The sequence below is a fragment of the Pseudomonas sp. OV226 genome (assembly GCF_003148705.1).
GTDB lineage: Bacteria > Pseudomonadota > Gammaproteobacteria > Pseudomonadales > Pseudomonadaceae > Aquipseudomonas.
Genome location: NZ_QGGS01000003.1, coordinates 387,026 through 412,458 on the forward strand (window position 1 = coordinate 387,026; position 25,433 = coordinate 412,458).

Sequence of the window (25,433 nt, forward strand, 5' to 3'; positions counted from 1 at the left end):
GGAGTCTCCTTTGTTCTTTGAGCGCCACGGTGGTGGTGAGCGAGTAATCCTCGTTCACTTGGATGGACAGGACCCTGAGGCGCGCGAAGATCCGCAGGAGTTTCAGGAATTGGCTAATTCGGCGGGCGCCGAGACCGTTGCGTTTTTTAACGTGCCGCGTCATCGGCCAACCGCCAAATTCCTGATTGGCAGCGGCAAGGTCGAGGAGCTACGCGACCTGGTCAAGGCCGAAGAGGCCGATCTGGTGATTTTCAATCACGTCCTCACGCCCAGTCAGGAACGTAACCTCGAACGTGTTTTCGAGTGTCGCGTGATCGACCGTACCGGTCTGATTCTCGATATTTTCGCCCAACGCGCCCGTACCCATGAAGGCAAGCTCCAGGTAGAACTGGCCCAGCTTGACCACATGAGTACCCGGCTGGTTCGTGGCTGGACCCACCTTGAACGCCAAGGTGGCGGTATCGGCATGCGTGGCCCGGGTGAAACGCAACTGGAAACCGACCGCCGTTTGCTGCGGGTTCGCCTGCGACAGATCAAGGGCCGGCTGGAGAAAGTGCGCAGCCAGCGTGAACAGTCTCGACGTGGCCGCATGCGTGCGGATATCCCTACCGTGTCACTGGTGGGGTATACCAACGCCGGTAAATCCACGCTCTTCAATAACGTGACGAAATCCGACGTCTACGCGGCTGACCAATTGTTTGCCACGCTGGACCCGACCCTGCGCCGTCTGGATTTAGACGATCTGGGGCCGATTGTCCTGGCGGACACTGTAGGTTTCATTCGCCACTTGCCCCACAAGCTGGTCGAGGCATTTCGGTCTACCCTCGAAGAGTCGAGCAACTCCGACCTGTTGTTGCACGTGATCGATGCGGCCGAACCAGATCGCATGTTGCAGATCGAGCAGGTGATGGTGGTGCTGGGTGAGATTGGTGCCCAGGACTTGCCGATACTCGAGGTCTATAACAAACTCGATTTGCTTGAAGGCGTTGAGCCACAAATCCAGCGCGACGAAAACGGCAAACCCCAGCGGGTCTGGCTGTCGGCGCGTGATGGCACTGGTCTGGAATTGCTTGAACAAGCCATTGCCGAGTTACTCGGCAGTGAATTGTTTATCGGTACCTTGCGCTTGCCGAGCCGCTTTGCTCGACTGCGGGCACAGTTTTTCGAACTCGGTGCGGTACAGAAAGAAGAACACGATGACGAAGGCATCAGTTTGCTGGCCGTTCGTTTGCCACGAGCCGAGTTGAATCGACTGGTGAGCCGCGAAGGTTTGCAGCCCAATGACTTCATCGAGCAACACACTTTGCAATAAAAGCCTGAGAAAGCGGTTGTGTCGTGGTGACAGGCATTCTGTAGCATTGGTCGGCGCGCCGTGGGTGCGTCTTTGCTTTATCAGATGGAGAGCGCTATGGCTTGGAATGAGCCGGGTGGCAACTCGAATAATCAGGATCCTTGGGGTGGCAAGCGTCGTAATAACGGCGACCGCAAGGGACCACCGGATCTCGACGAGGCCTTCCGAAAGCTGCAGGAAAGCCTGAACGGGTTGTTCGGTGGTGGTAAAAAACGTGGTGATGGCGGCGGTGGTCCGGGCAAGAGTGGCGGCTTTGGCGGCCTGCTCGGCATCGGCCTTGTCGTGCTGGCGGCCGTGTGGCTGTACAGCGCTGTTTACGTCGTCGACGAGCAGGAGCAAGCCGTGGTGCTGCGCTTCGGCAAGTACTACGAAACCGTCGGCCCGGGCCTGAATATCTATTTCCCGCCGATCGACAAGAAGTACCTGGAAAACGTTACGCGAGAGCGTTCGTACACCAAGCAGGGGCAGATGCTGACCGAAGACGAGAACATCGTCGAAGTGCCGCTGACCGTGCAATACAAGATCAGCAACCTGCAGGATTTCGTGCTGGATGTGGATCAACCGGAAGTCAGCCTGCAGCAAGCGACAGATAGTGCCTTGCGCCACGTGGTGGGTTCTACCGCCATGGACCAGGTACTGACTGAAGGTCGTGAGTTGATGGCCAGCGAGATCAAGGAGCGTCTGCAACGCTTCATGGATACCTATCGCACCGGTATCACCGTAACGCAGGTCAACGTTCAGAACGCAGCGGCACCGCGTGAAGTCCAGGAAGCCTTCGATGACGTGATCCGTGCCCGTGAAGACGAGCAGCGTTCGCGTAACCAGGCTGAAACCTATGCCAACGGCGTCGTGCCGGAAGCCCGTGGCCAGGCCCAGCGTATCCTCGAGGATGCCAATGGTTACCGTGACGAAACCGTCTCGCGTGCCAAGGGTGAGGCTGATCGCTTTACCAAACTGGTTGCCGAGTATCGCAAGGCCCCTGAAGTCACCCGCGAGCGTCTGTACCTGGACACCATGCAGGAAGTCTTCAGCAACACCAGCAAGGTTCTCGTGACCGGCAACAAGAATGGCCAAAGCAATCTGCTGTACTTGCCGCTGGACAAGATGATTCAAAACAGTTCGGGCGGTAATGCGCCGGTAACCGGTTCGGCCGCAGCCTCCAGCAACACGGATGTCACGCCGCATGTCACTGACCTGCCGCAAACGCGCACAAGGGAGACCCGCTGATGAGCAATAAATCGCTGATCGCCCTTATTGTTGGCGTCGTCGTGGCAATCGCTGCCTGGAACTGCTTCTACATCGTGGCTCAGACCGAGCGTGCGGTGTTGCTGCAGTTCGGTCGCGTGGTCCAGGCTGATGTTCAGCCGGGCCTGCATGTGAAAGTGCCTTACGTTAACCAGGTGCGCAAATTCGACGCACGCCTGATGACGCTGGATGCACCGACGCAACGCTTCCTGACGCTGGAAAAGAAAGCCGTCATGGTGGATGCCTTCGCCAAGTGGCGCGTGAAAGATGCCGAGCGCTTCTACACTGCAACATCCGGCCTCAAGCAGATCGCCGACGAGCGTCTGTCCCGTCGTCTGGAATCGGGCCTGCGTGACCAGTTCGGTAAGCGCACGCTGCATGAAGTGGTTTCTGGTGAGCGTGACGCGCTGATGGCTGACATCACTGCTTCGCTGAACAAGATGGCGGAAAAAGAACTGGGTATCGAAGTCGTCGATGTTCGGGTCAAGGCCATCGATCTGCCGAAAGAAGTGAACCGCAGCGTGTTCGAGCGTATGAGCACCGAGCGTGAGCGTGAAGCTCGCGAGCATCGCGCCAAGGGTAACGAGCTGGCAGAAGGCATTCGTGCCGACGCCGATCGTCAGCGCCGCGTGCTGCTGGCTGAAGCCTATCGTGAATCTGAAGAGGTTCGCGGTGACGGTGATGCCCAGGCCGCTGCGATCTACTCCAAGGCCTACGGCCAGGATCAGGAGTTCTACGGTTTCTATCGTAGCCTGCGTGCCTACCGTGAAAGTTTCGCGAACAAATCCGACGTCATGGTCCTGGACCCAAGCAGCGACTTCTTCCGTTACCTGGAAAAAGCCAAGCCTTGATACCGCGTTGACCTGAATCGTCCCCCGCCTGGCGGCTAAAGCCTCTGGCGGGGTGATCCTTTGGGAAAACGTGTGTATGATGCGGCAGCCGGGAAATTCCCGGCTTTTTTGCGTCTGCACGTTTGATTGCTGTTTTTAGGCAGGCGCCGAGTCGAATGGCTCGACAATTTTTCGAGGAAAGTGGTTAGCGAAGCCGGTAAAAGGCTTTTCGCTTCGTTGTTCATGCGCGTGGTTTGTGCAACGAGCCAATCATTTTCTGCTTCACTCAAGGCTCGGCCGAGGGCTGGCCGCCCGGATCATAGGGGAATGGCGTAATGGCGACGGTAGACCGCTGGCTGCTGCCAGATGGCATCGAAGAAGTACTGCCACCAGAAGCGGCGCGCATTGAAGTAGCGCGTCGTCAGGTGTTGGATCTGTTCCAGAGCTGGGGTTACGAGTTTGTCGTGACTCCCCATATCGAGTACCTGGAATCCCTGCTGACCGGCGCGGGCTCGGACCTCGATCTGCGTACCTTCAAGGTCATCGACCCGCAATCGGGCCGGCAGATGGGTTTCCGTGTCGACATCACGCCGCAAGTGGCACGCATTGATGCGCATACCTTGCGTCGTGAAGGCCCGAGCCGTCTGTGCTACGCCGGTAGCGTGCTGCATGCTCAGCCTCGCGCCTTGTCGTCCTCTCGCAGCCCGATTCAGTTGGGTGCCGAGTTGTATGGTGATGGCAGCCCGAGCAGCGATGTGGAAGTCATCAGTCTGATGCTGGCTATGCTGCAACTGGCCGACGTGCCGGATGTGCACATGGACCTCGGTCATGTCGGTATCTACCGTGGCCTGGCCCGCGCCGCCGGTTTGTCCGGTGAAGTCGAGCAGCAGTTGTTCGATGCGTTGCAACGCAAGGCCATCGATGAGGTCATTACCTTGACCGAAGGCCTGCCTGCCGATTTGTCGGGCATGCTGCGTGCACTGGTTGATTTGTGTGGCGGCCGTGAAGTGTTGAGCGCTGCCCGCGAGCGTCTGGCGCATGCGCCGGCTCCAGTTCTGGCTGCTCTGGACGACCTGCTGGCGATTGCCGAGCGTCTGTCCGTGCGTTTCCCGGAACTGCCGCTGTACTTCGACCTGGGCGAGTTGCGCGGTTACCACTACCACACCGGTGTGGTGTTCGCGGTATTTGTACCGGGTGTTGGCCAGTCCATTGCCCAGGGCGGTCGTTACGACGACATCGGCGCCGACTTCGGTCGCGCTCGTCCGGCAACTGGCTTCTCTACTGATTTGAAAACCCTGGTGACCCTGGGGCGTGCTGAAATCGAGCTACCGTCTGGCGGTATCTGGATGCCTGACAGTACGGATACGGCACTCTGGCAGCAGGTTTGTCAGTTGCGCAGTGAGGGTCAGCGTGTCGTTCAGGCATTGCCTGGACAACCTTTGGCCGCCGCCCGTGAAGCGGACTGCGACCGGCAATTGATTCTGCAGAACGGGCTTTGGCAAGTATCGCCACTGGCCTCTTGAGTTTTCCCGCCGGCGCTGCCGGCACCAAGTTTGCGCGAATGAGGACAAGTGTTATGGGTAAGAATGTCGTAGTCCTGGGCACCCAATGGGGTGATGAGGGCAAAGGCAAGATCGTTGATCTGCTGACCGAACATGCTGCCGCCGTAGTGCGCTACCAAGGTGGCCACAACGCTGGTCACACCTTGGTGATCGACGGCGAGAAAACCGTCTTGCACCTGATCCCCTCGGGCGTGCTGCGCGAAGGCGTGCAGTGCCTGATCGGTAACGGCGTGGTGGTTGCACCCGACGCTCTGCTGCGGGAAATCATCAAGCTGGAAGAGAAAGGCGTGCCGGTGCGTGAGCGCCTGCGTATCAGCCCTTCCTGCCCGCTGATCCTGTCCTACCACGTAGCGCTGGACCAGGCCCGTGAAAAGGCCCGTGGCGAGCTGAAGATCGGCACCACCGGTCGCGGCATCGGCCCGGCATACGAAGACAAGGTGGCACGTCGCGGTCTGCGCATCGGTGACTTGTTCCACCGTGAGCGTTTCGCCGCCAAGCTGGGCGAGTTGCTGGATTACCACAACTTCGTACTGGTCAATTACTACAAAGAGCCGGCCATCGACTTCCAGAAGACGCTGGACGAGTGCATGGAATACGCCGAGCTGCTCAAGCCGATGATGCTCGACGTCACCGCTGAGCTGCACGAACTGCGTCGTGCTGGCAAAGACATCATGTTCGAAGGCGCCCAAGGCTCCCTGCTGGACATCGACCACGGTACCTACCCGTACGTCACCAGCTCCAACACCACCGCAGGTGGCATCGCCACCGGTTCGGGTTTTGGTCCGATGTACCTGGATTACATCCTGGGCATCACCAAGGCCTACACCACTCGCGTGGGTTCGGGTCCGTTCCCGACTGAGCTGTTCGACGACGTGGGTGCTTTCCTGGCCAAGCGTGGTCACGAGTTCGGCGCGACTACCGGCCGTGCCCGTCGTTGCGGCTGGTTCGACGCCGTCATCCTGCGTCGCGCTATCGACGTCAACAGCATCTCGGGCCTGTGCCTGACCAAGCTGGACGTGCTGGACGGTCTGGAAACCATCAACATCTGCGTTGGCTACAAGAACCAGGATGGTGCAGTGATCGACGCACCGACTGACGCCGACAGCTACATCGGCCTGGAGCCGGTGTACGAAGAGATGCCGGGCTGGACCGAATCCACCGTCGGTGCCAAGACGCTGGAAGAGCTGCCGCAAGCCGCTCGTAACTACATCAAGCGCGTTGAAGAGTTGGTCGGTGCGCCGATTGACATTATTTCGACGGGCCCGGACCGCAACGAAACCATCGTTCTGCGTCATCCGTTTGCTTGATAAGTCATTGAAGTGAAACACAAAGGGTCCTTAATAGGACCCTTTGTCGTTTCTGCCTGTGGGACGGCATGACCTTTGCTGTGATGTTGATTAAAAGCATCGCTTCCAGCGCGCCATCAATTTAATGGCGCCAAAGCAGAGGGATTATAAGTGTCAGCCGTTCTCTCACTGTTACAAAGCCGTTTGTTGCGGCCCGTGTTCGTTACCCTTGGTATCGCCCTTTTGGTGCAGGTGCTGGTGGCTGTTGCCCTGACCCGGAGCACAGTGACCGCGCTGGAAGCCGATTTGGGTGTGCGTCTGGGGGCCGACAGTCAAAAACTTTCTGGCGAGCTCGAGCAGGCGGGGCGTGAAGTCACGTCGAGCCTCGACAGCCTCTCGACCAGCACACGTCAGCGTCTCACGGCCGGTTTGTCCTCGCGTTTGGAGGAGGAGCAGGCGCAGTTGCGCGCGACGCTGGAAAAGGATCTGAAGGACTCCGCCAATGACATGGCGCAGCTTCTGGCCTCGGTCGCTCCCCGCGCAATGTGGGACAGCGACGTTCCAACCCTGTCTGAATTCGCCCGCCGGGCCCAGCGTAATCCCAATGTGTTGTTCGTGGTTTATGACGATGCAACGGGGCAGCACCTGACGCGCTACCTCAACCGTGAAAACCCGATCAACAAGGCCTTGCTGGAAAAGGGGCAGGGCGAGCGGGCGCTGGACAAGGTGCTGGATGCGGCGAAGAACGATCCTTCGGTTTACTACCTCGAAGCCTCGATCAATCCCAACGGCGTGGAAATCGGCAAGGTTGTGATGGGGGTTTCGACTGCCTCGGTGGAAACCGACCTGGCAGCCCTGGACAAGCGCTTCTCGGCGTTGATTGCCAGCAGTGATCAACTGGTCGGCGACAGCCTCAAGGGCGCGGCCGCAGACAGTGCGGCGGCCATGCGTGCGCGATTGCAGTCGGCTCAGTCCACCGCCTCCGAAATGAAAGCCAATACCACCAATACGGTGCAGGAAGCGGCAGCGACCTTGCGCTGGCGCATCGGCATGTTCCTGGCGCTGGTCGGTTGCGGTGTGCTGCTGTTACTGGCCGTGGTGCTCGGGCGTCGGGTGGTCAACCGCTTGAAGATGCTGATCAGTGCCATGGATGACCTGGCGGCGGGCGAGGGTGACCTGACCAAGCGTGTGCAGATCAACAGCAAAGATGAAATCGGTGACATGGCTTCGGCGGTCAATCGCTTTGTGGATAAGTTGCAGCCGATTGTGCGCGAGGCGGGTGATGTCGCTCAGCGTACCGGTGTGGAAATCGGCGCCATGACCCTGCGTAACGCCGGGGCGGACAAGGCCGCAGGCATGCAGCGCGATGAAGTGGCCGAGAGCCTGCGGGCGCTGTCGCAAATGGCCGATGAAGCCCAGTCTGAAAGTCACGCCATGCAGGCCGCTTTGCAGCAGGTGGTGGACATCCGTTCGGCCACTGATGAAAACACCCGGACCTCGGCGAAAGTCGGCAGTCTGATCGAGGCGCTGGCCGGGCAGGTCGACACCGGTGCGAAAGTCATCGAGCGGCTGGCGCAGCAGAGTGAGCAGATTGAAGTGGTGTTGACGGTAATCCACGGGATCGCCGAGCAAACCAATTTGCTGGCACTGAACGCCGCCATCGAAGCGGCGCGTGCGGGCGAGACCGGTCGCGGGTTTGCTGTGGTGGCAGACGAAGTACGGGCGCTGGCAAGCAAAACGCAGAGCTCGACTGGCGACATTCAGGCGCACATCGTTGCCTTGCAGCAGGGGGCGCGTGAGGCGGTGGCTGCGATTGGCCAGGCGGGGCGTCAGGCCAGCGAAGGGTTGCTGGTGTTGCGCGACAGTGCGCGGTTGCAGCAGTCGGTGCAGGCGTCAGTCGAACAGGTGCATGCCGCGATTGGCCTGGCCACTCAGGCCGCGGCCCATCAAGCGCAAGGGGCGCAGGCCGTGCGTGGTCGAGTTGAAACCATCCATGCGCAGGCTGAGAAAGCGGCTCAAGCGGTGGTTGAAACCACGGCCAGTGGCAAAGTGCTGGATGGGCTGGCGGCACAGTTGAAGGCGAGCCTGGGGCAGTTCAGGGCGTGATGGGTTGTCTGGGCTGACCCCGTCGCGGGCAAGCCCGCTCCCGCGGTGTCATCTGTTGTGCACAACATGTGTGTTCTCAGAAGTACCTGTGGGAGTGGGCTTGCCCGCGATAACGATTTCAGCGGCTCAGATACATCCGGGTTGTTAATAGATAAACCGGCAATCCCGACACAACAATCAACAGCACCGCATAAGGCGCCGCTGCCGCAAACTCCACGTTCGCGGTATGCGCCCAAACCTCTGTCGCCAGCGTATTAAGCCCGGTCGGGCTGAGCAGCAGCGTCGCCGTCAGTTCCTTCATGGCGTCCAGAAACACCAGCGCAAATGCCGCGCCCAGCGCCGGGAAGATAATCGGCAAGGTCACCCGACAAAACGCACTGAAGGACGACGCCCCCAAGGTGCGTGCCGCTTCTTCCAGTTGTGGTGCGGCCTTGTTTAGTGCCGTGCGGATCGGCGCTTGAGCCAGTGGTAGAAACAGCAGCGCATAAGCGATCAGCAACAATGCCGATGTCTGGTACAGCGCCGGCACATAGTGCAGGGCGAAATACACCAGCGTCAGCGCAATCACCAGCCCTGGCAGCGCATGCAGCAAGTACGGCAAGCGCTCGGCCCAGATTGCCAATTGCCCTTTATGGCGCACCACCAGCAGTCCGACCGGTACTGCCAGCATCAGGCACAGTGCGGCGCCACCGAGAGAGAGTGCCAGGGATGAGAGCAGGGCTTCGCCGATCGCCGCCACCGGGAATGCGGCCGATGAGCCGACCGCCAGCCAATACGCAAGCATTCCCAGCGGAATGCCACTGCCGATGATCGCCAGCGTCAAGCAATAAAGCTGTCCAGCACCTGCCCAGCGCCCCAGTCGGACCTGTTCCGCATGCCGCGCCGCGCCTTGACCGGTGCGCACGTGACGACCTTTGCCGCGCACTCGCAGTTCGAGCCACAGCAAGACCAGGCACAGCGCCAGCAATACGGCGGAGAGCATGGCGGCATTGGCATTGCTGAACTCCAGCTCGAATTGCTGATAAATCGCCGTGGTAAAGGTTTGCAGGCCAATGATTGAAAGGGCGCCGAACTCCACCAGCATGTGCAGCGCAATCAACAAGGCCCCCGCCAGTAGCGAGGGCCAGAGCAGTGGCAGGGTGATTCTGAAAAACACCCCCCAGCGATTCTGTCCCAGGGTTCGTGCGGACTCCTCCAGAGCGGGGTCGAGATTGCGCAAGGTTGCCGCCACCGGCAAAAATACCAGTGGATACTTGGACAGGGTCATCACCAGGATTGCCCCGCCCAGCCCTTCGAAGTGAGCGCTCAGCGAGACCCAGGTAAAGCTGCTGACAAACGCCGGCACGGCGAACGGCAAGCAGAGAATCACGCCCCACACTCGCCGCCCGCGCAGATTGCTGCGTTCCAGCAACCAGGCCAGTGACAAACCGATCACGCCACATGACAGCGTCACGCCAGCCATCAGTGCCAGCGTATTGCGTAACAGTCCGAACACATAGGGCCGCCACAGCAAATGTAACGCCTCGGCCCAACCGGCTTGCCAGGCCTTGAGTCCCACGTACATCAGCGGCAGCAGGCTCAGCGCTACCAGCAGCAGAACCGGTAGCAGCAGCCAGATTGACGGCCGTTTGCGTCGTGGCACGTAGCCCTCGGAGTTGGGGCTGGATAACGATGCGCTCATCAGTTCAGGCCGACATCGCGTTCCAGGTCCAGCGCCTGTTCGGCGTTGCCGAGATCGGCTGGCGTGACGTCGGGCGCTTGCAGTTCGCTGAAGGGCTTGAGGCCGCGATCCGATTCCATGCCTTTGTGCAGCGGGTATTCGGCGGTGGTCTGGGTGATCACGCGCTGACCTTCTTCGCTGGCCATATAAGCAAGGAGTTGCTGGGCTTCTTTGGGGTGTTTACTGGATTTCAATACGGCAGCGCTGGAAACAGTGATCAGCCCGCCGACGTCGCCGCCGGTGAAGTAATACAGTTTCGAATCGAGCTGACCCTTCTCGCGTTGCAGCGCGAACCAGTAATAGTTATTCACTAGTACGGTGGCGACTTCGCCATTCTCCACGGCCTTCAGGGCGACCATGTTGTTGCTGTAGGTCTTGCCAAATGCGCGCAGGCCGGTCAGCCATTCTTCGGCTGCATCCATGCCGTGCACTTTGATGATCGCGACGGCCTGTTCCTGAAAGGCGCCGCTGGTAGGCACGAAGCCGACTTTGCCTTGCCATTTCGGGTTGGAGAATTCCATTACCGACTTTGGCAGGTCCTTCTCTTCAATCAGCTTGGGGTTGTAGGCAACGACCCGGACTCTGGCCGTAATGCCAATCCAGGTGCCATTGCCGGCGACGTAGTCTTTGGGTAAAACCGCCAGCGTGGCGTCGTCGGCCTTGGCGAGCACGCCTTGTTCGCCCAGTTTGTTCAGCGGCGGCGATTCTTCGGTATAGATCACATCGGCGGGGGAGCGATCGCCTTCTTCCATGATCTGGCTGGCGAGCTGGTTGCTGCTGCCTTTGCGCACATTGACGTGGATGCCGGTCTTGGCTTCGAACGCTTTGGCTATGGCGTCACCGACTTCCTTGTGTTGGCCGTTATAGAGTGTCAGGGAAACCGGGTCGGCAGCCTGGGTGAGAGGAGAGGCGAGTACCAGGCCGAGGAGCGTGAAGGTCAGGCCGCGGCGCAGGGTATTTTGAAACATCATTCGCAGGGTTCCTCACTGTCGCATTGCAAAATCTTGCAACAATGATAAACGATATTGTTTCTCAAGTGCGCCTTGCGGTGCTGGGAAGTGGCTGCTAGAGCGGCTGTCTCAGCACTTGTAGCAGCTGGCGAAGCCTGCGTTCGGCTGCGAAGCAGTCGTGAGATCAGGCGATGCGGTGTGCCAGGAAGTCCGCGCGTTCAGGATTTACGCCTGCTTCGCAGCCGAACGCAGGCTTCGCCAGCTGCTACAGGTCGTGTATTTCTTGAGGGGGGGGGAGGTTTTCGGATGCCAGAAACGCAAAAACCCGCTTTCGCGGGTTTTTGTGAAATCCAAGGTCGTAACCTTGAATTTGAATTGGTGCCCAGAAGAAGACTCGAACTTCCACGACCTTGCGGTCACCAGCACCTGAAGCTGGCGTGTCTACCAATTTCACCATCTGGGCATTTATCGCAAGCGTTGCCGCTGTTGATGTGGCGCACTATACGGAGAGCGTTTTGATCTGTAAACCCCTGATTTAGATTTAATAAATCAAACGCTTAGAATGCAAAAACCCGCTTTCGCGGGTTTTTGTGTGAGCCTTGAAATTGAACTAATCTCAAGCTCGAAATTGGTGCCCAGAAGAAGACTCGAACTTCCACGACCTTGCGGTCACCAGCACCTGAAGCTGGCGTGTCTACCAATTTCACCATCTGGGCAGTATCGGCAGCGCGTCTGCGTCGTCGATGGCGCGCACTATACGGAGCGTCTTTTTAACTGTAAACCCCCGGAATCAAAAAAACCTGGAAAATTTCGCCAGTGGTCTTCAAATCAGCTTTGCAGTGTCGATAAAGGGCTTTAGATGGGCTGTCATAGCCTGAAATTTCCCGTTTCATTACGCCTATGCCAAACTAACCCGCATATAGACAAGGTGAAAACTCTCTAATGGCCGATTGGCAGTCCCTCGATCCCGAGGCCGCTCGTGAAGCGGAAAAATATGAAAACCCTATTCCTAGCCGTGAACTGATCCTTCAGCACCTCGCTGATCGAGGTTCGCCTGCTAACCGCGAGCAACTGGTCGAAGAGTTTGGTCTGACCACGGAAGACCAGATCGAAGCCCTGCGCCGCCGCCTGCGCGCCATGGAGCGCGACGCACAACTCATCTATACCCGTCGTGGCACGTATGCGCCGGTGGACAAGCTCGACCTGATCCTGGGCCGCATCAGCGGTCACCGTGACGGCTTCGGCTTCCTGGTCCCGGACGACGGCAGTGACGACCTGTTCATGAGCCCGGCGCAAATGCGCCTGGTGTTCGATGGTGACCGTGCCCTGGCCCGTGTTTCCGGCCTCGACCGTCGCGGTCGCCGTGAAGGCATGATCGTCGAAGTGGTCTCCCGTGCTCACGAGAGCATCGTGGGTCGCTACTTCGAAGAAGGCGGTATCGGCTTCGTGGTTGCGGATAACCCGAAGATCCAGCAGGAAGTGCTGGTCACGCCGGGCCGCAATGCCAACGCCCAGATTGGTCAGTTCGTTGAAGTGAAGATCACTCACTGGCCGACCCCACGCTTCCAGCCGCAAGGCGACGTGGTCGAAGTCGTGGGCAATTACATGGCGCCGGGCATGGAGATCGATGTTGCCTTGCGCACCTACGATATTCCTCACGTCTGGCCCGAAGCGGTCTTGAAAGAAGCGGCCAAGCTCAAGCCGGAAGTCGAAGAAAAAGACAAAGAGAAGCGCATCGATCTGCGCCATCTGCCGTTTGTGACCATCGACGGTGAAGATGCGCGCGACTTCGATGACGCGGTTTACTGCGAATCCAAGCCGGGCAAGCTGCGCCTGTTCTCCGGCGGTTGGAAGTTGTACGTGGCGATTGCCGACGTTTCCAGCTATGTGAAACTCGGTTCGGCACTGGATGCAGAGGCTCAGGTTCGCGGTAACTCGGTGTATTTCCCCGAGCGCGTGATCCCGATGCTGCCAGAGCAACTGTCCAACGGCCTGTGCTCGCTGAACCCTCAAGTCGATCGTTTGGCCATGGTTTGCGAGATGACCATCTCCAAGTCCGGCGAAATGACCGACTACTGCTTCTACGAAGCGGTTATTCACTCCCATGCCCGTCTGACCTACAACAAGGTCAGCGCCATGCTCGAAACGCCGAAAGCCACCGAGGGGCGCAAGCTGCGCGGTGAGTACACCGACGTTGTGCCGCACCTCAAGCAGCTGTACTCGCTGTACAAGGTGTTGTTGGCGGCCCGTCATGTGCGTGGCGCGATCGATTTCGAAACGCAGGAAACCCGGATCATCTTCGGGACCGAGCGCAAGATTGCCGAAATCCGTCCAACCGTTCGCAACGATGCACACAAGCTGATTGAGGAATGCATGCTGGCGGCCAACGTGGCCACCGCCGAATTCCTGAAAAAGCACGAAATCCCGGCGCTGTACCGCGTCCACGATGGTCCGCCGCCGGAGCGTCTGGAAAAACTGCGGGCCTTCCTTGGCGAACTCGGCCTGTCCCTGCACAAAGGCAAGGACGGCCCGTCGCCTAAGGATTACCAGGCATTGCTGGCAGGTATCAAGGATCGTCCGGATTTCCACCTGATCCAGACCGTCATGCTGCGTTCGTTGAGTCAGGCAGTGTATAGCGCGGATAACCAGGGCCACTTCGGCCTGAATTACGAAGCCTATACCCACTTCACCTCGCCGATCCGCCGCTACCCGGACTTGCTCACGCACCGGGCGATTCGCAGCGTTATCCATTCCAAGCAGGATACCCCGCACGTTCGCCGTGCTGGTGCGATGAGCATTCCGAAGGCGCGTATCTATCCGTACGACGAGGCGGCCCTCGAGCAACTCGGCGAGCAGTGCTCGATGAGCGAGCGCCGTGCGGACGAAGCCACTCGCGACGTGGTGAACTGGCTCAAGTGCGAGTTCATGAAGGACCGCGTTGGCGAGTCGTTCCCGGGTGTGATTACCGCCGTGACCGGTTTTGGCTTGTTCGTCGAGCTGACAGACATTTATGTCGAAGGCCTGGTGCACGTCACCGCGCTGCCGGGCGATTACTACCACTTCGATCCTGTGCATCACCGCCTGGCCGGTGAGCGTACCGGCCGCAGCTTCCGCCTCGGCGATACCGTTGAAGTGCGCGTGATGCGCGTTGACCTCGACGAGCGCAAGATCGACTTTGAGATGGCTGAAAAAACCATCAGCGCGCCGATTGGCCGCAAGAAGCGCGGTACTGAAGCTACAGCGCCAGCCGCCTCTGCAAAATCAGCGGCAGAGCCGGCCCCGGCGAAAACCGGTCGTCGTCCTGCCAAGGAAAAGGCTCCAGAAGCCTATCGCCCAAGCGATGCGGCGGCGAAAAACGCCGAGCTGCGCAAAAGTCGTGAAATGAAACAGGCGTTGCTGTCTGAAGCGAAAAGCGGCGGTAAAGCGGCGTCTGGGGGAAAGACCGGACGGTCGGCGCCTGACAAGGCCCCCGGCGGCAAGCCAGCAAAACCAAGCAAACACCGTAAAGGCCCGCCAAAAGCGGGTTCGGCCCCGGCTGCCAAAAGTGGCGGGGCGCGTAAACCGAAGGCGAAGTCATGAGTCAGTTGGAAAAGATCTACGGCGTGCATGCGGTAGAAGCGTTGCTGCGTCACCACCCGAAACGCGTCAAGCAAATCTGGCTGGCTGAAGGTCGCAGTGATCCGCGTGTGCAAACGCTGATCGCGCTCGCTGCCGAAAACCGCGTGGCCGTCGGCAATGCCGAGCGCCGTGAGCTGGATGCCTGGGTTGAAGGCGTGCACCAAGGCGTGGTGGCGGACGTGAGTCCGAGCCAGGTCTGGGGTGAGGCGATGCTCGACGAGCTGCTGGATCGCACCGACGGAGCACCGCTGTTGCTGGTGCTCGATGGTGTGACCGACCCGCACAACCTGGGTGCTTGCCTGCGGTCGGCCGATGCGGCCGGTGCGCTGGCGGTGATCGTGCCGAAGGACAAATCAGCGACGCTGACGCCGACGGTGCGAAAAGTGGCGTGTGGCGCGGCGGAAGTGATTCCGTTGGTCGCCGTGACCAACCTGGCGCGCACCCTGGAAAAACTCAAGCAGCGTGGCTTGTGGGTCGTCGGTACGGCGGGTGAAGCCGAGCAGAGTCTGTATCAGCAAGACATGACCGGCCCGACCATCCTGATCATGGGGGCTGAGGGCAGCGGCATGCGTCGCCTGACTCGCGATCTTTGCGATTATCTGGTGCACCTGCCGATGGCCGGCAGCGTCAGCAGCCTCAACGTTTCCGTGGCGACTGGCGTGTGTCTGTTCGAGGCTCAGCGTCAGCGTAGCGTCAAAGCTGCCGGGGCTTCCAAGAAGTCCTGATCCTGTTGTAGTCCCTGTGGGAGCGAACCTGCTCGCGAAAGCGGCGTAACATTCAGCATCAATGTTGAAAGTTATGCCCCCTTCGCGAGCAGTCTCGCTCCCACAGTGTTTTGTGTCTGGGCAAAGATCGATGGTTGTTCAAATAATCACCAATTGCCTTGCGCCTCTTCTGTCCCTTCTCTACAATTGCGCCCCTTGCTGTGACGGCAGGCACGCATGTGTCTATCGCAGGCAAGTCCATAAGTGTCATTCACTCCTTGTCTGACCGCTTTTGAGCGGCAGGCTACAACCCGTAAGGAGCATTCATGCGTCATTACGAAATCATCTTTTTGGTCCACCCGGATCAAAGCGAGCAAGTCGGCGGCATGGTTGAGCGTTACACCAAGCTGATCGAAGAAGACGGCGGCAAAATCCACCGTCTGGAAGATTGGGGCCGTCGTCAACTGGCCTACGCAATCAACAATGTTCACAAGGCTCACTACGTGATGCTGAACGTTGAGTGCACTGGCAAGGCCCTGGCCGAGCTGGAAGACAACTTCCGCTACAACGATGCAGTGATCCGTAACCTGGTCATCCGTCGCGAAGAAGCCGTTACCGGCCAATCCGAGATGCTCAAGGCTGAAGAAAACCGCAGTGAGCGCCGTGAGCGTCGCGACCGTCCTGAGCACTCCGACGCCGAAGGCGTTGATGGTGATGACAGCGACAACAGCGATAACGCTGACGAGTAATCCACGGACCTTTTAAGGAGCCTATCAAATGGCACGTTTCTTCCGTCGTCGTAAATTCTGCCGCTTCACCGCTGAAGACGTGAAAGAGATCGATTACAAAGATCTCAACACTCTGAAAGCTTATGTATCCGAGACCGGCAAAATCGTTCCAAGCCGCATCACCGGTACCAAAGCACGTTATCAGCGTCAGCTGGCCACCGCTATCAAGCGCGCCCGCTTCCTGGCCCTGCTGGCCTACACCGACAGCCACGGCCGCTGAGACCGGGCAGTCGACTCGTAGCAAAGGATTGAATGCATGCGCGCCATAGCTGAGTTCATCATGCGCGGCCGCATGCAGGCCACTCTCGTAGTGGCTGGATGCGTAACATTGCCGTTGTTGTATTGGTTGGGTGCTGCCGCAGGATGCCTTGTGCTTCTGCGGCGCGGATTGAAGGACGCCGTTGGCGTCCTTGCCCTGGGAATGCTGCCGGCGTTGATCTGGTGGCTTTACTCGGATGACCCTCGGGCACTTCTGGTGCTGTTGGGTTCTTCGAGCCTTGCGTTGGTTTTGCGCGCAAGCGAATCCTGGGACCGCGTGCTGCTGGTCAGCATAGCGATGGGAGTGGTGTTTTCGGTGGTGCTGGGGGCGACTTTTGGTCCCCAAATCGAGATGCTGGCGCAGGCGTTGATAAAAGTCATGCCGTCGCTACTCGGTGATGTCTACGAGAAGTTATCGGTAGACGAGCAAGCGCATTTTGCGTCCCTGATTGCACCGGTCCTGACCGGCCTGATTGCGGCATTGTTGCAAATCGTCAGTGTGCTGAGCCTGATTGTCGGGCGCTACTGGCAGGCGTTGTTGTACAACCCGGGTGGTTTTGGTCGCGAGTTTCGCGCCATCCGTTTCCCGTTTTTGCCGGCGATGTTGCTGCTGGCGTGCATGCTTCTGGGGCCGAACATCGGTCCACAGATGGCCATGTTAACGCCGTTGTGCAGCGTACCGCTGGTGTTCGCCGGGCTGGCCCTGATTCACGGGCTGGTGGCGCAAAAGCGACTGGCCAGGTTCTGGCTGGTGGGGTTGTACGTCACGCTGTTGCTGTTCATGCAGCTGATCTATCCGTTGCTGGTGGTCTTGGCCATCGTCGACAGCCTGATTGATTTTCGCGGTCGTTCGGCACCGAAAGATGCCGATAACGCGAACGGTGAAGGTTAAAAGTTAAGAGGATTTTCACATGCAACTGATCCTTCTGGAAAAAGTCACCAACCTGGGCAACCTGGGTGACAAAGTGAACGTTAAGGCTGGTTACGGTCGTAACTACCTGCTGCCTTACGGCAAAGCTACCGCTGCGACCCCAGCCAACCTGGCTGCGTTCGAAGAGCGTCGCGCTGAGCTGGAAAAAGCCGCAGCAGACCGTAAGACTTCGGCTGAAAACCGCGCCGCCCAACTGGCTGAGCTGGAAGTGACTATCACTGCCACCGCTGGTGACGAAGGCAAGCTGTTCGGTTCGATCGGCACCCACGACATCGCTGATGCACTGACCGCCTCTGGCGTTGAAGTTGCAAAAAGCGAAGTTCGTCTGCCGAACGGCACCATCCGCAACGTAGGCGAATTCGACGTAGCCGTGCACCTGCACGCCGAAGTTGAAGCCACCGTACGCGTTGTCGTGGTAGCAGCTTAAGCAACACCAGATCGGCTGGCGGCTTGCCCGTCAGACGGTTAACATCGGGCACGATCCTGTTTACAGGTCGTGCCCTTTGTCTTTCTGAAACCTCCAATTTCAAGTGGCCATGAACGATATCTCCGCTCCCGAGCAATATGATCTGCAAACCGCTTCCCTGAAGGTGCCTCCGCACTCCATCGAGGCCGAACAGGCTGTGCTCGGTGGCTTGATGCTGGACAACAACGCCTGGGAACGCGTGCTCGATCAAGTGTCGGACGGCGATTTCTATCGACATGACCACCGCCTGATCTTCCGCGCGATTGCCAAGCTGGCAGACCAGAACTCGCCGATCGACGTCGTGACCCTTGCCGAGCAATTGGACAAGGAAGGTCAGACATCGCAAGTCGGTGGCCTCGGCTACCTGGGTGAGCTGGCAAAAAACACGCCGTCCGTCGCCAACATCAAGGCTTACGCACAGATCGTTCGCGCTCGGGCAACCTTGCGCCAGCTAATCGGTATCGCTACCGAAATTGCCGACAGCGCGTTCAACCCGGAAGGCCGTACGGCTGAAGAGATTCTCGACGAAGCCGAACGGCAGATCTTCCAGATCGCCGAGGCCCGGCCAAAAACCGGCGGCCCGGTGAGCGTGAATGACCTGCTGACCAAGGCCATCGACCGCATCGATACGCTGTTCAACACCGACAACGCCATCACCGGCCTATCCACTGGCTACACCGACCTCGACGAGAAAACCAGCGGCCTGCAGCCGTCCGACCTGATCATCGTCGCCGGCCGTCCGTCCATGGGTAAAACCACCTTTGCGATGAACCTGGTGGAAAACGCCGTGTTGCGCAGCGACAAGTGCGTACTGGTTTACTCGCTGGAAATGCCAGGTGAATCGCTGATCATGCGTATGTTGTCGTCCCTGGGTCGTATCGACCAGACCAAGGTCCGCGCCGGTCGCCTGGATGACGACGATTGGCCGCGCCTGACCTCGGCGGTCAACCTGCTCAACGATCGCAAGCTGTTCATCGACGATACGGCCGGTATCAGCCCATCGGAGATGCGTGCGCGGACTCGCCGATTGGTGCGAGAGCACGGCGACGTCGCCCTGATCATGATCGACTACCTGCAATTGATGCAGATCCCAGGTTCCGGCGGTGACAACCGGACCAACGAGATTTCCGAGATCTCCCGTTCCTTGAAAGCCCTGGCCAAGGAATTCAACTGCCCGGTAGTGGCGCTGTCGCAGCTCAACCGTTCCCTGGAACAACGACCGAACAAACGCCCGATCAACTCCGACCTCCGGGAATCCGGAGCGATCGAGCAGGATGCTGACGTGATCATGTTCGTGTACCGGGATGAGGTGTATCACCCGGAAACCGAGCACAAAGGCATCGCCGAGATCATCATCGGCAAGCAGCGGAACGGTCCGATCGGCACGTCACGCCTGGCGTTCATCGGCAAATACACCCGCTTCGAAAACCTGGCGCCGGGTAGCTACAACTTCGACGACGAGTAAGTTACTCCGCGTCTGATGTGGCCTCATCGCGAGCAAGCTTTGCTCCTACAGGTGTTCGCAAACCGCCTGTAGGAGCAAAGCTTGCTCGCGATGAACGATAACGCAGTCCTCGTTCATGCGCCGCGTTTGAGCCAACACCAATTTCCGACCATAGCCGTCGGAATTGGTTATTTTTTGTGCTATATTCCGCGCCCGCGATTTTTCATCTCAACACCGGTCATCGTCATGCAAACAGCCAAGCCGTTATTTGACTATCCCAAGTACTGGGCCGAATGCTTCGGTCCAGCGCCATTCCTGCCGATGAGCAGGGAGGAGATGGATCAGCTTGGCTGGGATTCCTGCGACATCATCATCGTCACCGGTGATGCGTACGTTGACCATCCGTCGTTCGGCATGGCGATTATCGGCCGGCTGCTGGAGTCGCAAGGCTTCCGCGTCGGGATCATTGCCCAGCCGGACTGGCAGTCCAAAGACGACTTCATGAAACTCGGCGAGCCGAACCTGTTCTTCGGTGTCGCGGCCGGCAACATGGACTCGATGATCAACCGCTACACCGCCGACAAGAAAATCCGTTCCGATGACGCCTACACCCCTGGCGGCATGGCGGGCAAACGTCCGGACCGCGCCAGCCTGGTTTACAGCCAGCGCTGCAAGGAAGCCTACAAAAACGTGCCGATCGTGCTCGGTGGCATCGAAGCTTCCCTGCGCCGCATCGCCCACTACGATTACTGGCAGGACCGGGTTCGCAACTCGATCCTGATCGACGCCTGCGCCGATATCCTGCTTTACGGTAACGCCGAACGTGCCATCGTCGAAGTCGCCCAGCGTCTGTCCTACGGTCACAAAATCGAAGACATCACCGATGTGCGCGGTACCGCGTTCATCCGTCGCGATACGCCGAAAGACTGGTACGAAGTCGACTCCACGCGTATCGACCGTCCGGGCAAGATCGACAAGATCATCAACCCGTACGTGAACACCCAGGACACCCAGGCCTGCGCCATCGAGCAGGAAAAAGGTCCGGTTGAAGATCCGACTGAAGCCAAGGTCGTGCAGATCCTGGCCAGCCCGAAAATGACCCGCGACAAGACTGTGATTCGTCTGCCGTCGGTTGAGAAAGTCCGTGGCGACGCGGTTCTTTATGCTCACGCCAACCGTGTGCTTCACCTGGAAACCAACCCGGGCAACGCCCGTGCGCTGGTGCAGAAGCACGGCGAAGTCGATGTCTGGTTCAATCCGCCGCCGATTCCGATGACCACCGAAGAAATGGACTACGTGTTCGGCATGCCTTATGCGCGCATACCGCACCCGGCGTACGGCAAGGAAAAGATCCCGGCCTACGACATGATCCGTTTCTCGGTGAATATCATGCGTGGCTGCTTCGGCGGCTGCACCTTCTGTTCGATCACCGAGCACGAAGGCCGGATCATCCAGAACCGCTCCGAAGAGTCGATCATTCGCGAAATCGAAGAGATCCGCGACAAGGTGCCGGGTTTCACCGGCGTCATTTCCGACCTCGGCGGCCCGACCGCGAACATGTACCGCATCGCCTGCAAGAGCCCGGAAATCGAATCCGCGTGCCGCAAGCCATCGTGCGTGTTCCCTGGCATCTGCCCGAACCTGAACACCGACCACTCGTCGCTGATTCAGCTGTATCGCAGCGCCCGTGCCTTGCCGGGTGTGAAGAAGATTTTGATCGCTTCCGGCCTGCGTTACGACCTCGCGGTCGAGTCGCCGGAATATGTCAAAGAGCTGGTGACCCACCACGTCGGTGGTTACTTGAAGATCGCCCCGGAACACACCGAGGAAGGTCCGCTCAACCAGATGATGAAACCGGGCATCGGCAGCTATGACAAGTTCAAGCGCATGTTCGAGAAGTACTCCAAGGAAGCCGGGAAAGAGCAGTACCTGATTCCGTACTTCATCGCCGCCCACCCGGGCACCACCGATGAAGACATGATGAACCTGGCGCTGTGGCTCAAGGGCAACGGCTTCCGTGCCGACCAGGTGCAGGCGTTCTACCCGTCGCCGATGGCTACTGCCACCGCGATGTACCACTCGGGCAAGAACCCGCTGCGCAAGGTCACCTACAAGTCTGACGCGGTTACCATCGTCAAGAGCGAAGAGCAGCGTCGTCTGCACAAGGCGTTCTTGCGTTATCACGACCCGAAAGGCTGGCCGATGCTGCGTGAAGCGCTGACCCGTATGGGCCGCGCCGATCTGATTGGACCGGGCAAGAACCAGTTGATCCCGCTGCACCAGCCGTCGACCGACAGCTACCAGAGCGCCCGTCGCAAAAACTCGACACCGGCCGGTAGCCACAAGGTTGCAGGTGAAAAGACCACCAAGATCCTCACCCAGCACACCGGTCTGCCACCACGTGCCAGCGATGGTGCTAACCCGTGGGACAAGCGTGAACAGGCCAAGGCTGCGGCGTTCGCCCGCAACCAGCAGGCGGCCAAGGAGCGCAAGGACGCAGCCAAAGGCAAAGGTCCTAAACCCGCCCGCAAGCCAGTCGTACCGCGCTAAGTCGCGCTTGAACTGAACAGAACGCCAACCTGATCGTTCCCATGCTCCGCGTGGGAATGCCTCTAGGGACGCTCCGCGTCCAGTGACGCGGAGCGCCACGGGCTACATTCCCACGCGGGAGCGTGGGAACGATCACGCCCACCCCCCTTCCTCGCAACATTTGCGTGCAACTGCGCCCAACCTATTTCCCGCATCGCCCGATTTTGGTGCTGTACTGCCTCAAGCAAATGGAGAAAGCGCCAGCGTTGCCGCGATGGCATAAGTCTTGCGCGCTTTCAAATACGCTTAGGGCTCGCAGGAGGCACGCCGTGTCGATTCATGTCGCATTGCACCACGTCACTCATTACCGCTATGACCGCGCTGTCGAGTTGGGGCCGCAGATCGTTCGCCTGCGCCCGGCCGCCCACAGTCGCACGCGGATACTGTCCTACGCGCTGAAAGTCTCGCCCGAGCAGCACTTCATCAACTGGCAACAAGACCCCCAGGGTAATTACCTGGCGCGGTTGGTGTTCCCGGAGAAAACCGATGAACTGCGGATCGAAGTCGATCTGCTCGCGGAAATGGCGGTCTTCAATCCGTTCGACTTCTTCCTTGAGCCCTACGCGGAGAAAATCCCTTTCGCCTACGCCGCCGACGAGCGCAAAGAACTGGCGCCGTACCTGGAAACCTTGCCCCTGACGCCGACGTTCAAAACCTACCTGGACGGCATTGACCGCACGCCGCTGCCCAGCGTGGATTTTCTGGTTGCGCTGAACCAGCGCCTGAGCGAAGACATTGGCTATCTGATTCGCATGGAGCCGGGCGTACAAACGCCCGAGCACACCCTCGAGCAGGCCTCCGGCTCCTGCCGCGACTCGGCATGGCTGCTGGTGCAACTGCTGCGTAACCTCGGCCTGGCGGCGCGTTTCGTCTCGGGCTATCTGATTCAACTCACCGCCGACGTCAAAAGCCTCGACGGTCCGTCAGGCACTGAAGTGGACTTCACCGACCTGCACGCGTGGTGTGAGGTGTACTTGCCCGGTGCCGGCTGGATCGGCCTGGATGCGACGTCAGGGCTGTTTGCCGGTGAAGGGCACATTCCGTTGGCGTGCAGTCCTGATCCTGGCTCTGCAGCGCCGATCAGTGGCTTGGTCGAACCGTGCGAATGCGAGTTCACCCACGAAATGTCCGTTGAACGGATCTGGGAAGCGCCACGGGTCACAAAACCCTACACCGACGATCAATGGCAGGCGATCCAGGCATTGGGTCGGCAAATCGATGCCGACTTGTTGGAGGGTGACGTGCGCCTGACCATGGGCGGCGAGCCGACGTTTGTGTCCATCGATGACCCGGACGGCGCCGAATGGAACACCGCTGCGCTGGGGCCGGACAAGCGTCGCCTGTCCGCCGAGCTGTTCCAGCGCATGCGCAAACATTACGCCCCCAAAGGCCTGGTGCATTTCGGTCAGGGTAAGTGGTACCCCGGCGAGCAACTGCCGCGCTGGTCACTGAACTGCTATTGGCGCCGTGATGGCGTGCCGATCTGGCACAACGGTGCGTTGATTGCCGATGAGCAGGAAGACTACGGCGCCGATGGCGCACTGGCCGGACGGTTTCTGGCGAGTGTGGCCGAGCGCTTGAAGATTCCCACACGCTATGTATTCGCGGCCTACGAAGACAATTTCTATTACCTCTGGCGTGAGGGCACATTGCCGCAAAACGTCAGCGCCGAAGACTCACGACTGGAAGAACCGTTGGAGCGTGCGCGACTGCGCAAGGTCTTCAGCCAAGGCCTGGATAAAGTCATCGGCCATGTGCTGCCATTGGCGCGCACTGCCAAGGGCGATCAATGGCAAAGCGGCCGCTGGTATTTGCGTGAGGAACATTGCCGATTGGTGCCAGGGGATTCGCCGCTGGGCTACCGCTTGCCACTCGGCTCGCAACCCTGGGTCAAAGCGGCGGAGTACCCGTTCATTCATCCCGCGGATCCGAATCAGGATTTCCCGGCGCTGCCCGACACCGCACAACTGCAAAGCCAGGGCACTGGCGCGGTCACCGAAGAGCGAGAGCCAAAGATTGACGAGTCCGCCGACTGGCTGACCCGCACGGCCTTCTGCGCTGAGGCCCGGGAAGGGCGGTTGTACTTGTTCATGCCACCGCTGGAACGGGTCGAGGATTACCTGGAGCTGGTCAGCGCCATCGAAGCTACCGCTGAAGAATTACATTGCCCGGTGTTGCTGGAAGGCTATGAGCCGCCGAGCGATCCGCGCCTGAGCAATTTCCGGATCACCCCGGATCCCGGCGTGATCGAGGTCAACGTGCAACCGTCCGCGAACTGGGATGAATTGGTCGAGCGCACCGAATTTTTGTACGAAGAAGCGCGCCAGACCCGATTGACCACCGAAAAATTCATGATCGATGGCCGGCACACGGGAACCGGTGGCGGTAACCATTTCGTGTTGGGCGGCGCGACCCCGGCGGACTCACCGTTCCTGCGTCGCCCCGATCTGCTGCGTAGCCTGATCAGCTACTGGCATAACCATCCGTCCCTGTCCTACCTGTTTTCCGGGTTGTTCATCGGCCCGACGTCTCAGGCGCCGCGCGTCGATGAGGCGCGCAACGATGCCTTGTATGAGCTGGAAATCGCATTCGCCCAGATGCCCGACCCCGGCGAGGAGTGCGCGCCGTGGTTGGTGGATCGGCTGCTGCGTAACCTGCTGATCGACGTGACCGGCAACACTCACCGGGCCGAATTCTGCATCGACAAACTCTATTCGCCGGACGGTGCTACCGGACGCCTCGGATTGCTGGAGTTGCGTGCCTTTGAAATGCCGCCGCATGCACGCATGAGCCTGGCGCAGCAGTTGTTATTGCGGGCACTGGTGGCGCGGTTCTGGCGCGAGCCCTATGCGCCGCCGAAACTGGCGCGTTGGGGCACGGAGTTGCACGACCGTTTCCTGTTGCCGCACTTCATCGAACAGGATTTCGCCGATGTGATCGTTGATCTCAATGCGGCCGGTTACCCGGTGCGGGCCGAGTGGTTCGCCGCGCATCTGGAGTTCCGTTTTCCCAAGGTCGGCGATTACGCGGTCAGTGGCATTGAGCTGCAATTGCGTCAGGCGCTGGAGCCCTGGCATGTGCTGGGCGAGGAGGGGGCGGTCGGCGGCACGGTGCGCTATGTGGATTCGTCGCTGGAGCGCTTGCAAGTCAAGCTCACAGGGCTGGCGCCGCAACGTTATCTGCTGACCTGCAACGGCGTTGCGGTGCCGTTGCAACCCACGGGGCGGGTCGGCGAGTTTGTCGCCGGCGTGCGTTTTCGCGCCTGGCAACCGGCCAACTGCCTGCACCCGACCATCCCGGTCCATGCGCCGTTGGTGTTCGACCTGCTCGACACCTGGATGCAACGTTCACTGGGCGGCTGCCAGTACCACGTGGCCCATCCGGGTGGGCGCAACTACGACAGCCTGCCGGTGAACGCCAACGAGGCCGAGAGCCGGCGAATGGCGCGGTTTTTCCGCATCGGACACACGCCAGGGAAACTTCCTGTACCGAATGTGGAGATGAGCGACGAGCTGCCGATGACACTCGATTTGCGACGTTTCTAAACCGTACACGACGCTCGGACTTTTCGTATATCCGGGCGTC

At 59.5% G+C, this 25,433-nt stretch carries 17 protein-coding genes and 2 tRNA genes; 15 read left to right on the forward strand and 4 right to left on the reverse strand.

What is annotated here, in order from left to right:
* The first annotated feature begins 10 nt into the window (after positions 1-10).
* The 6 genes from hflX to C7534_RS07805 all read left to right on the forward strand — a co-directional run bounded on the left by hflX (position 11) and on the right by C7534_RS07805 (position 8,380).
* Positions 11-1,312 (forward strand): ribosome rescue GTPase HflX, encoded by a 1,302-nt coding sequence (hflX, locus tag C7534_RS07780; protein ID WP_077432371.1) that lies wholly within the window; start codon positions 11-13, stop codon positions 1,310-1,312.
* A gap of 96 nt (positions 1,313-1,408) precedes the next feature.
* Positions 1,409-2,578 carry an FtsH protease activity modulator HflK gene (gene hflK, locus C7534_RS07785; protein ID WP_109785440.1) on the forward strand — a complete coding sequence of 390 codons (1,170 nt, stop codon included), beginning with the start codon at positions 1,409-1,411 and terminating at the stop codon, positions 2,576-2,578.
* Positions 2,578-3,447, forward strand: coding sequence for a protease modulator HflC (gene hflC, locus C7534_RS07790; RefSeq protein WP_046028408.1), 870 nt, complete (start codon positions 2,578-2,580; stop codon positions 3,445-3,447). The genes hflK and hflC overlap by 1 nt, the downstream gene beginning before the upstream one ends.
* A gap of 314 nt (positions 3,448-3,761) precedes the next feature.
* On the forward strand, positions 3,762-4,949 hold the full coding sequence (locus C7534_RS07795; protein WP_109785441.1) for an ATP phosphoribosyltransferase regulatory subunit: 1,188 nt from the start codon (positions 3,762-3,764) through the stop codon (positions 4,947-4,949).
* A gap of 53 nt (positions 4,950-5,002) precedes the next feature.
* Positions 5,003-6,295, forward strand: a complete 1,293-nt coding sequence (locus C7534_RS07800; RefSeq protein WP_010464193.1) for an adenylosuccinate synthase — start codon at positions 5,003-5,005, stop codon at positions 6,293-6,295.
* Between the two features lie 150 nt (positions 6,296-6,445).
* Positions 6,446-8,380 carry a methyl-accepting chemotaxis protein gene (locus C7534_RS07805; RefSeq protein WP_077432373.1) on the forward strand — a complete coding sequence of 645 codons (1,935 nt, stop codon included), beginning with the start codon at positions 6,446-6,448 and terminating at the stop codon, positions 8,378-8,380.
* Positions 8,381-8,498: 118 nt separating this feature from the next.
* Here C7534_RS07805 and C7534_RS07810 read toward each other — a convergent pair whose 3' ends face one another.
* The 4 genes from C7534_RS07810 to C7534_RS07825 form a co-directional block, all read right to left on the reverse strand.
* A complete protein-coding gene (locus tag C7534_RS07810; RefSeq protein ID WP_109785442.1) occupies positions 8,499-10,061 on the reverse strand; it encodes an ABC transporter permease in 1,563 nt (520 codons plus the stop codon).
* Positions 10,061-11,071, reverse strand: a complete 1,011-nt coding sequence (locus C7534_RS07815) for an extracellular solute-binding protein (RefSeq protein WP_109785443.1) — start codon at positions 11,069-11,071, stop codon at positions 10,061-10,063. The genes C7534_RS07810 and C7534_RS07815 overlap by 1 nt, the downstream gene beginning before the upstream one ends.
* 355 nt (positions 11,072-11,426) lie before the next feature.
* Positions 11,427-11,513, reverse strand: a tRNA-Leu gene (locus C7534_RS07820).
* A 166-nt stretch (positions 11,514-11,679) separates the two neighbouring features.
* Positions 11,680-11,766: transfer RNA gene (locus tag C7534_RS07825), tRNA-Leu, on the reverse strand.
* Positions 11,767-11,992: 226 nt separating this feature from the next.
* On the opposite strand from C7534_RS07825, the gene rnr reads away from it, so the two are divergent.
* The 9 genes from rnr to C7534_RS07870 all read left to right on the forward strand — a co-directional run bounded on the left by rnr (position 11,993) and on the right by C7534_RS07870 (position 25,393).
* Positions 11,993-14,629 carry a ribonuclease R gene (gene rnr / locus C7534_RS07830; RefSeq protein ID WP_109785444.1) on the forward strand — a complete coding sequence of 879 codons (2,637 nt, stop codon included), beginning with the start codon at positions 11,993-11,995 and terminating at the stop codon, positions 14,627-14,629.
* Complete coding sequence (gene rlmB / locus C7534_RS07835) at positions 14,626-15,393, forward strand: 23S rRNA (guanosine(2251)-2'-O)-methyltransferase RlmB (protein ID WP_109785445.1); 768 nt, start codon at positions 14,626-14,628, stop codon at positions 15,391-15,393. The genes rnr and rlmB overlap by 4 nt, the downstream gene beginning before the upstream one ends.
* A 305-nt stretch (positions 15,394-15,698) precedes the next feature.
* The gene (rpsF, locus tag C7534_RS07840; protein WP_008035342.1) at positions 15,699-16,121 is read left to right on the forward strand and encodes a 30S ribosomal protein S6; all 423 of its coding nucleotides are present in this window, start codon (positions 15,699-15,701) and stop codon (positions 16,119-16,121) included.
* A gap of 28 nt (positions 16,122-16,149) precedes the next feature.
* Entirely contained in the window at positions 16,150-16,380 is a 231-nt protein-coding gene (rpsR, locus tag C7534_RS07845; protein WP_002551829.1) for a 30S ribosomal protein S18, read from the forward strand.
* 36 nt (positions 16,381-16,416) lie between these two features.
* Complete coding sequence (locus tag C7534_RS07850) at positions 16,417-17,310, forward strand: hypothetical protein (protein WP_109785446.1); 894 nt, start codon at positions 16,417-16,419, stop codon at positions 17,308-17,310.
* 19 nt (positions 17,311-17,329) lie between these two features.
* The gene (rplI, locus tag C7534_RS07855) at positions 17,330-17,776 is read left to right on the forward strand and encodes a 50S ribosomal protein L9 (protein ID WP_046028423.1); all 447 of its coding nucleotides are present in this window, start codon (positions 17,330-17,332) and stop codon (positions 17,774-17,776) included.
* A gap of 109 nt (positions 17,777-17,885) precedes the next feature.
* Complete coding sequence (dnaB, locus tag C7534_RS07860) at positions 17,886-19,280, forward strand: replicative DNA helicase (RefSeq protein ID WP_007947521.1); 1,395 nt, start codon at positions 17,886-17,888, stop codon at positions 19,278-19,280.
* 225 nt (positions 19,281-19,505) lie between these two features.
* Positions 19,506-21,809 (forward strand): YgiQ family radical SAM protein, encoded by a 2,304-nt coding sequence (locus tag C7534_RS07865; RefSeq protein WP_109785532.1) that lies wholly within the window; start codon positions 19,506-19,508, stop codon positions 21,807-21,809.
* Between the two features lie 308 nt (positions 21,810-22,117).
* Entirely contained in the window at positions 22,118-25,393 is a 3,276-nt protein-coding gene (locus C7534_RS07870; protein ID WP_109785447.1) for a transglutaminase family protein, read from the forward strand.
* The last annotated feature ends 40 nt before the right edge of the window (positions 25,394-25,433 follow it).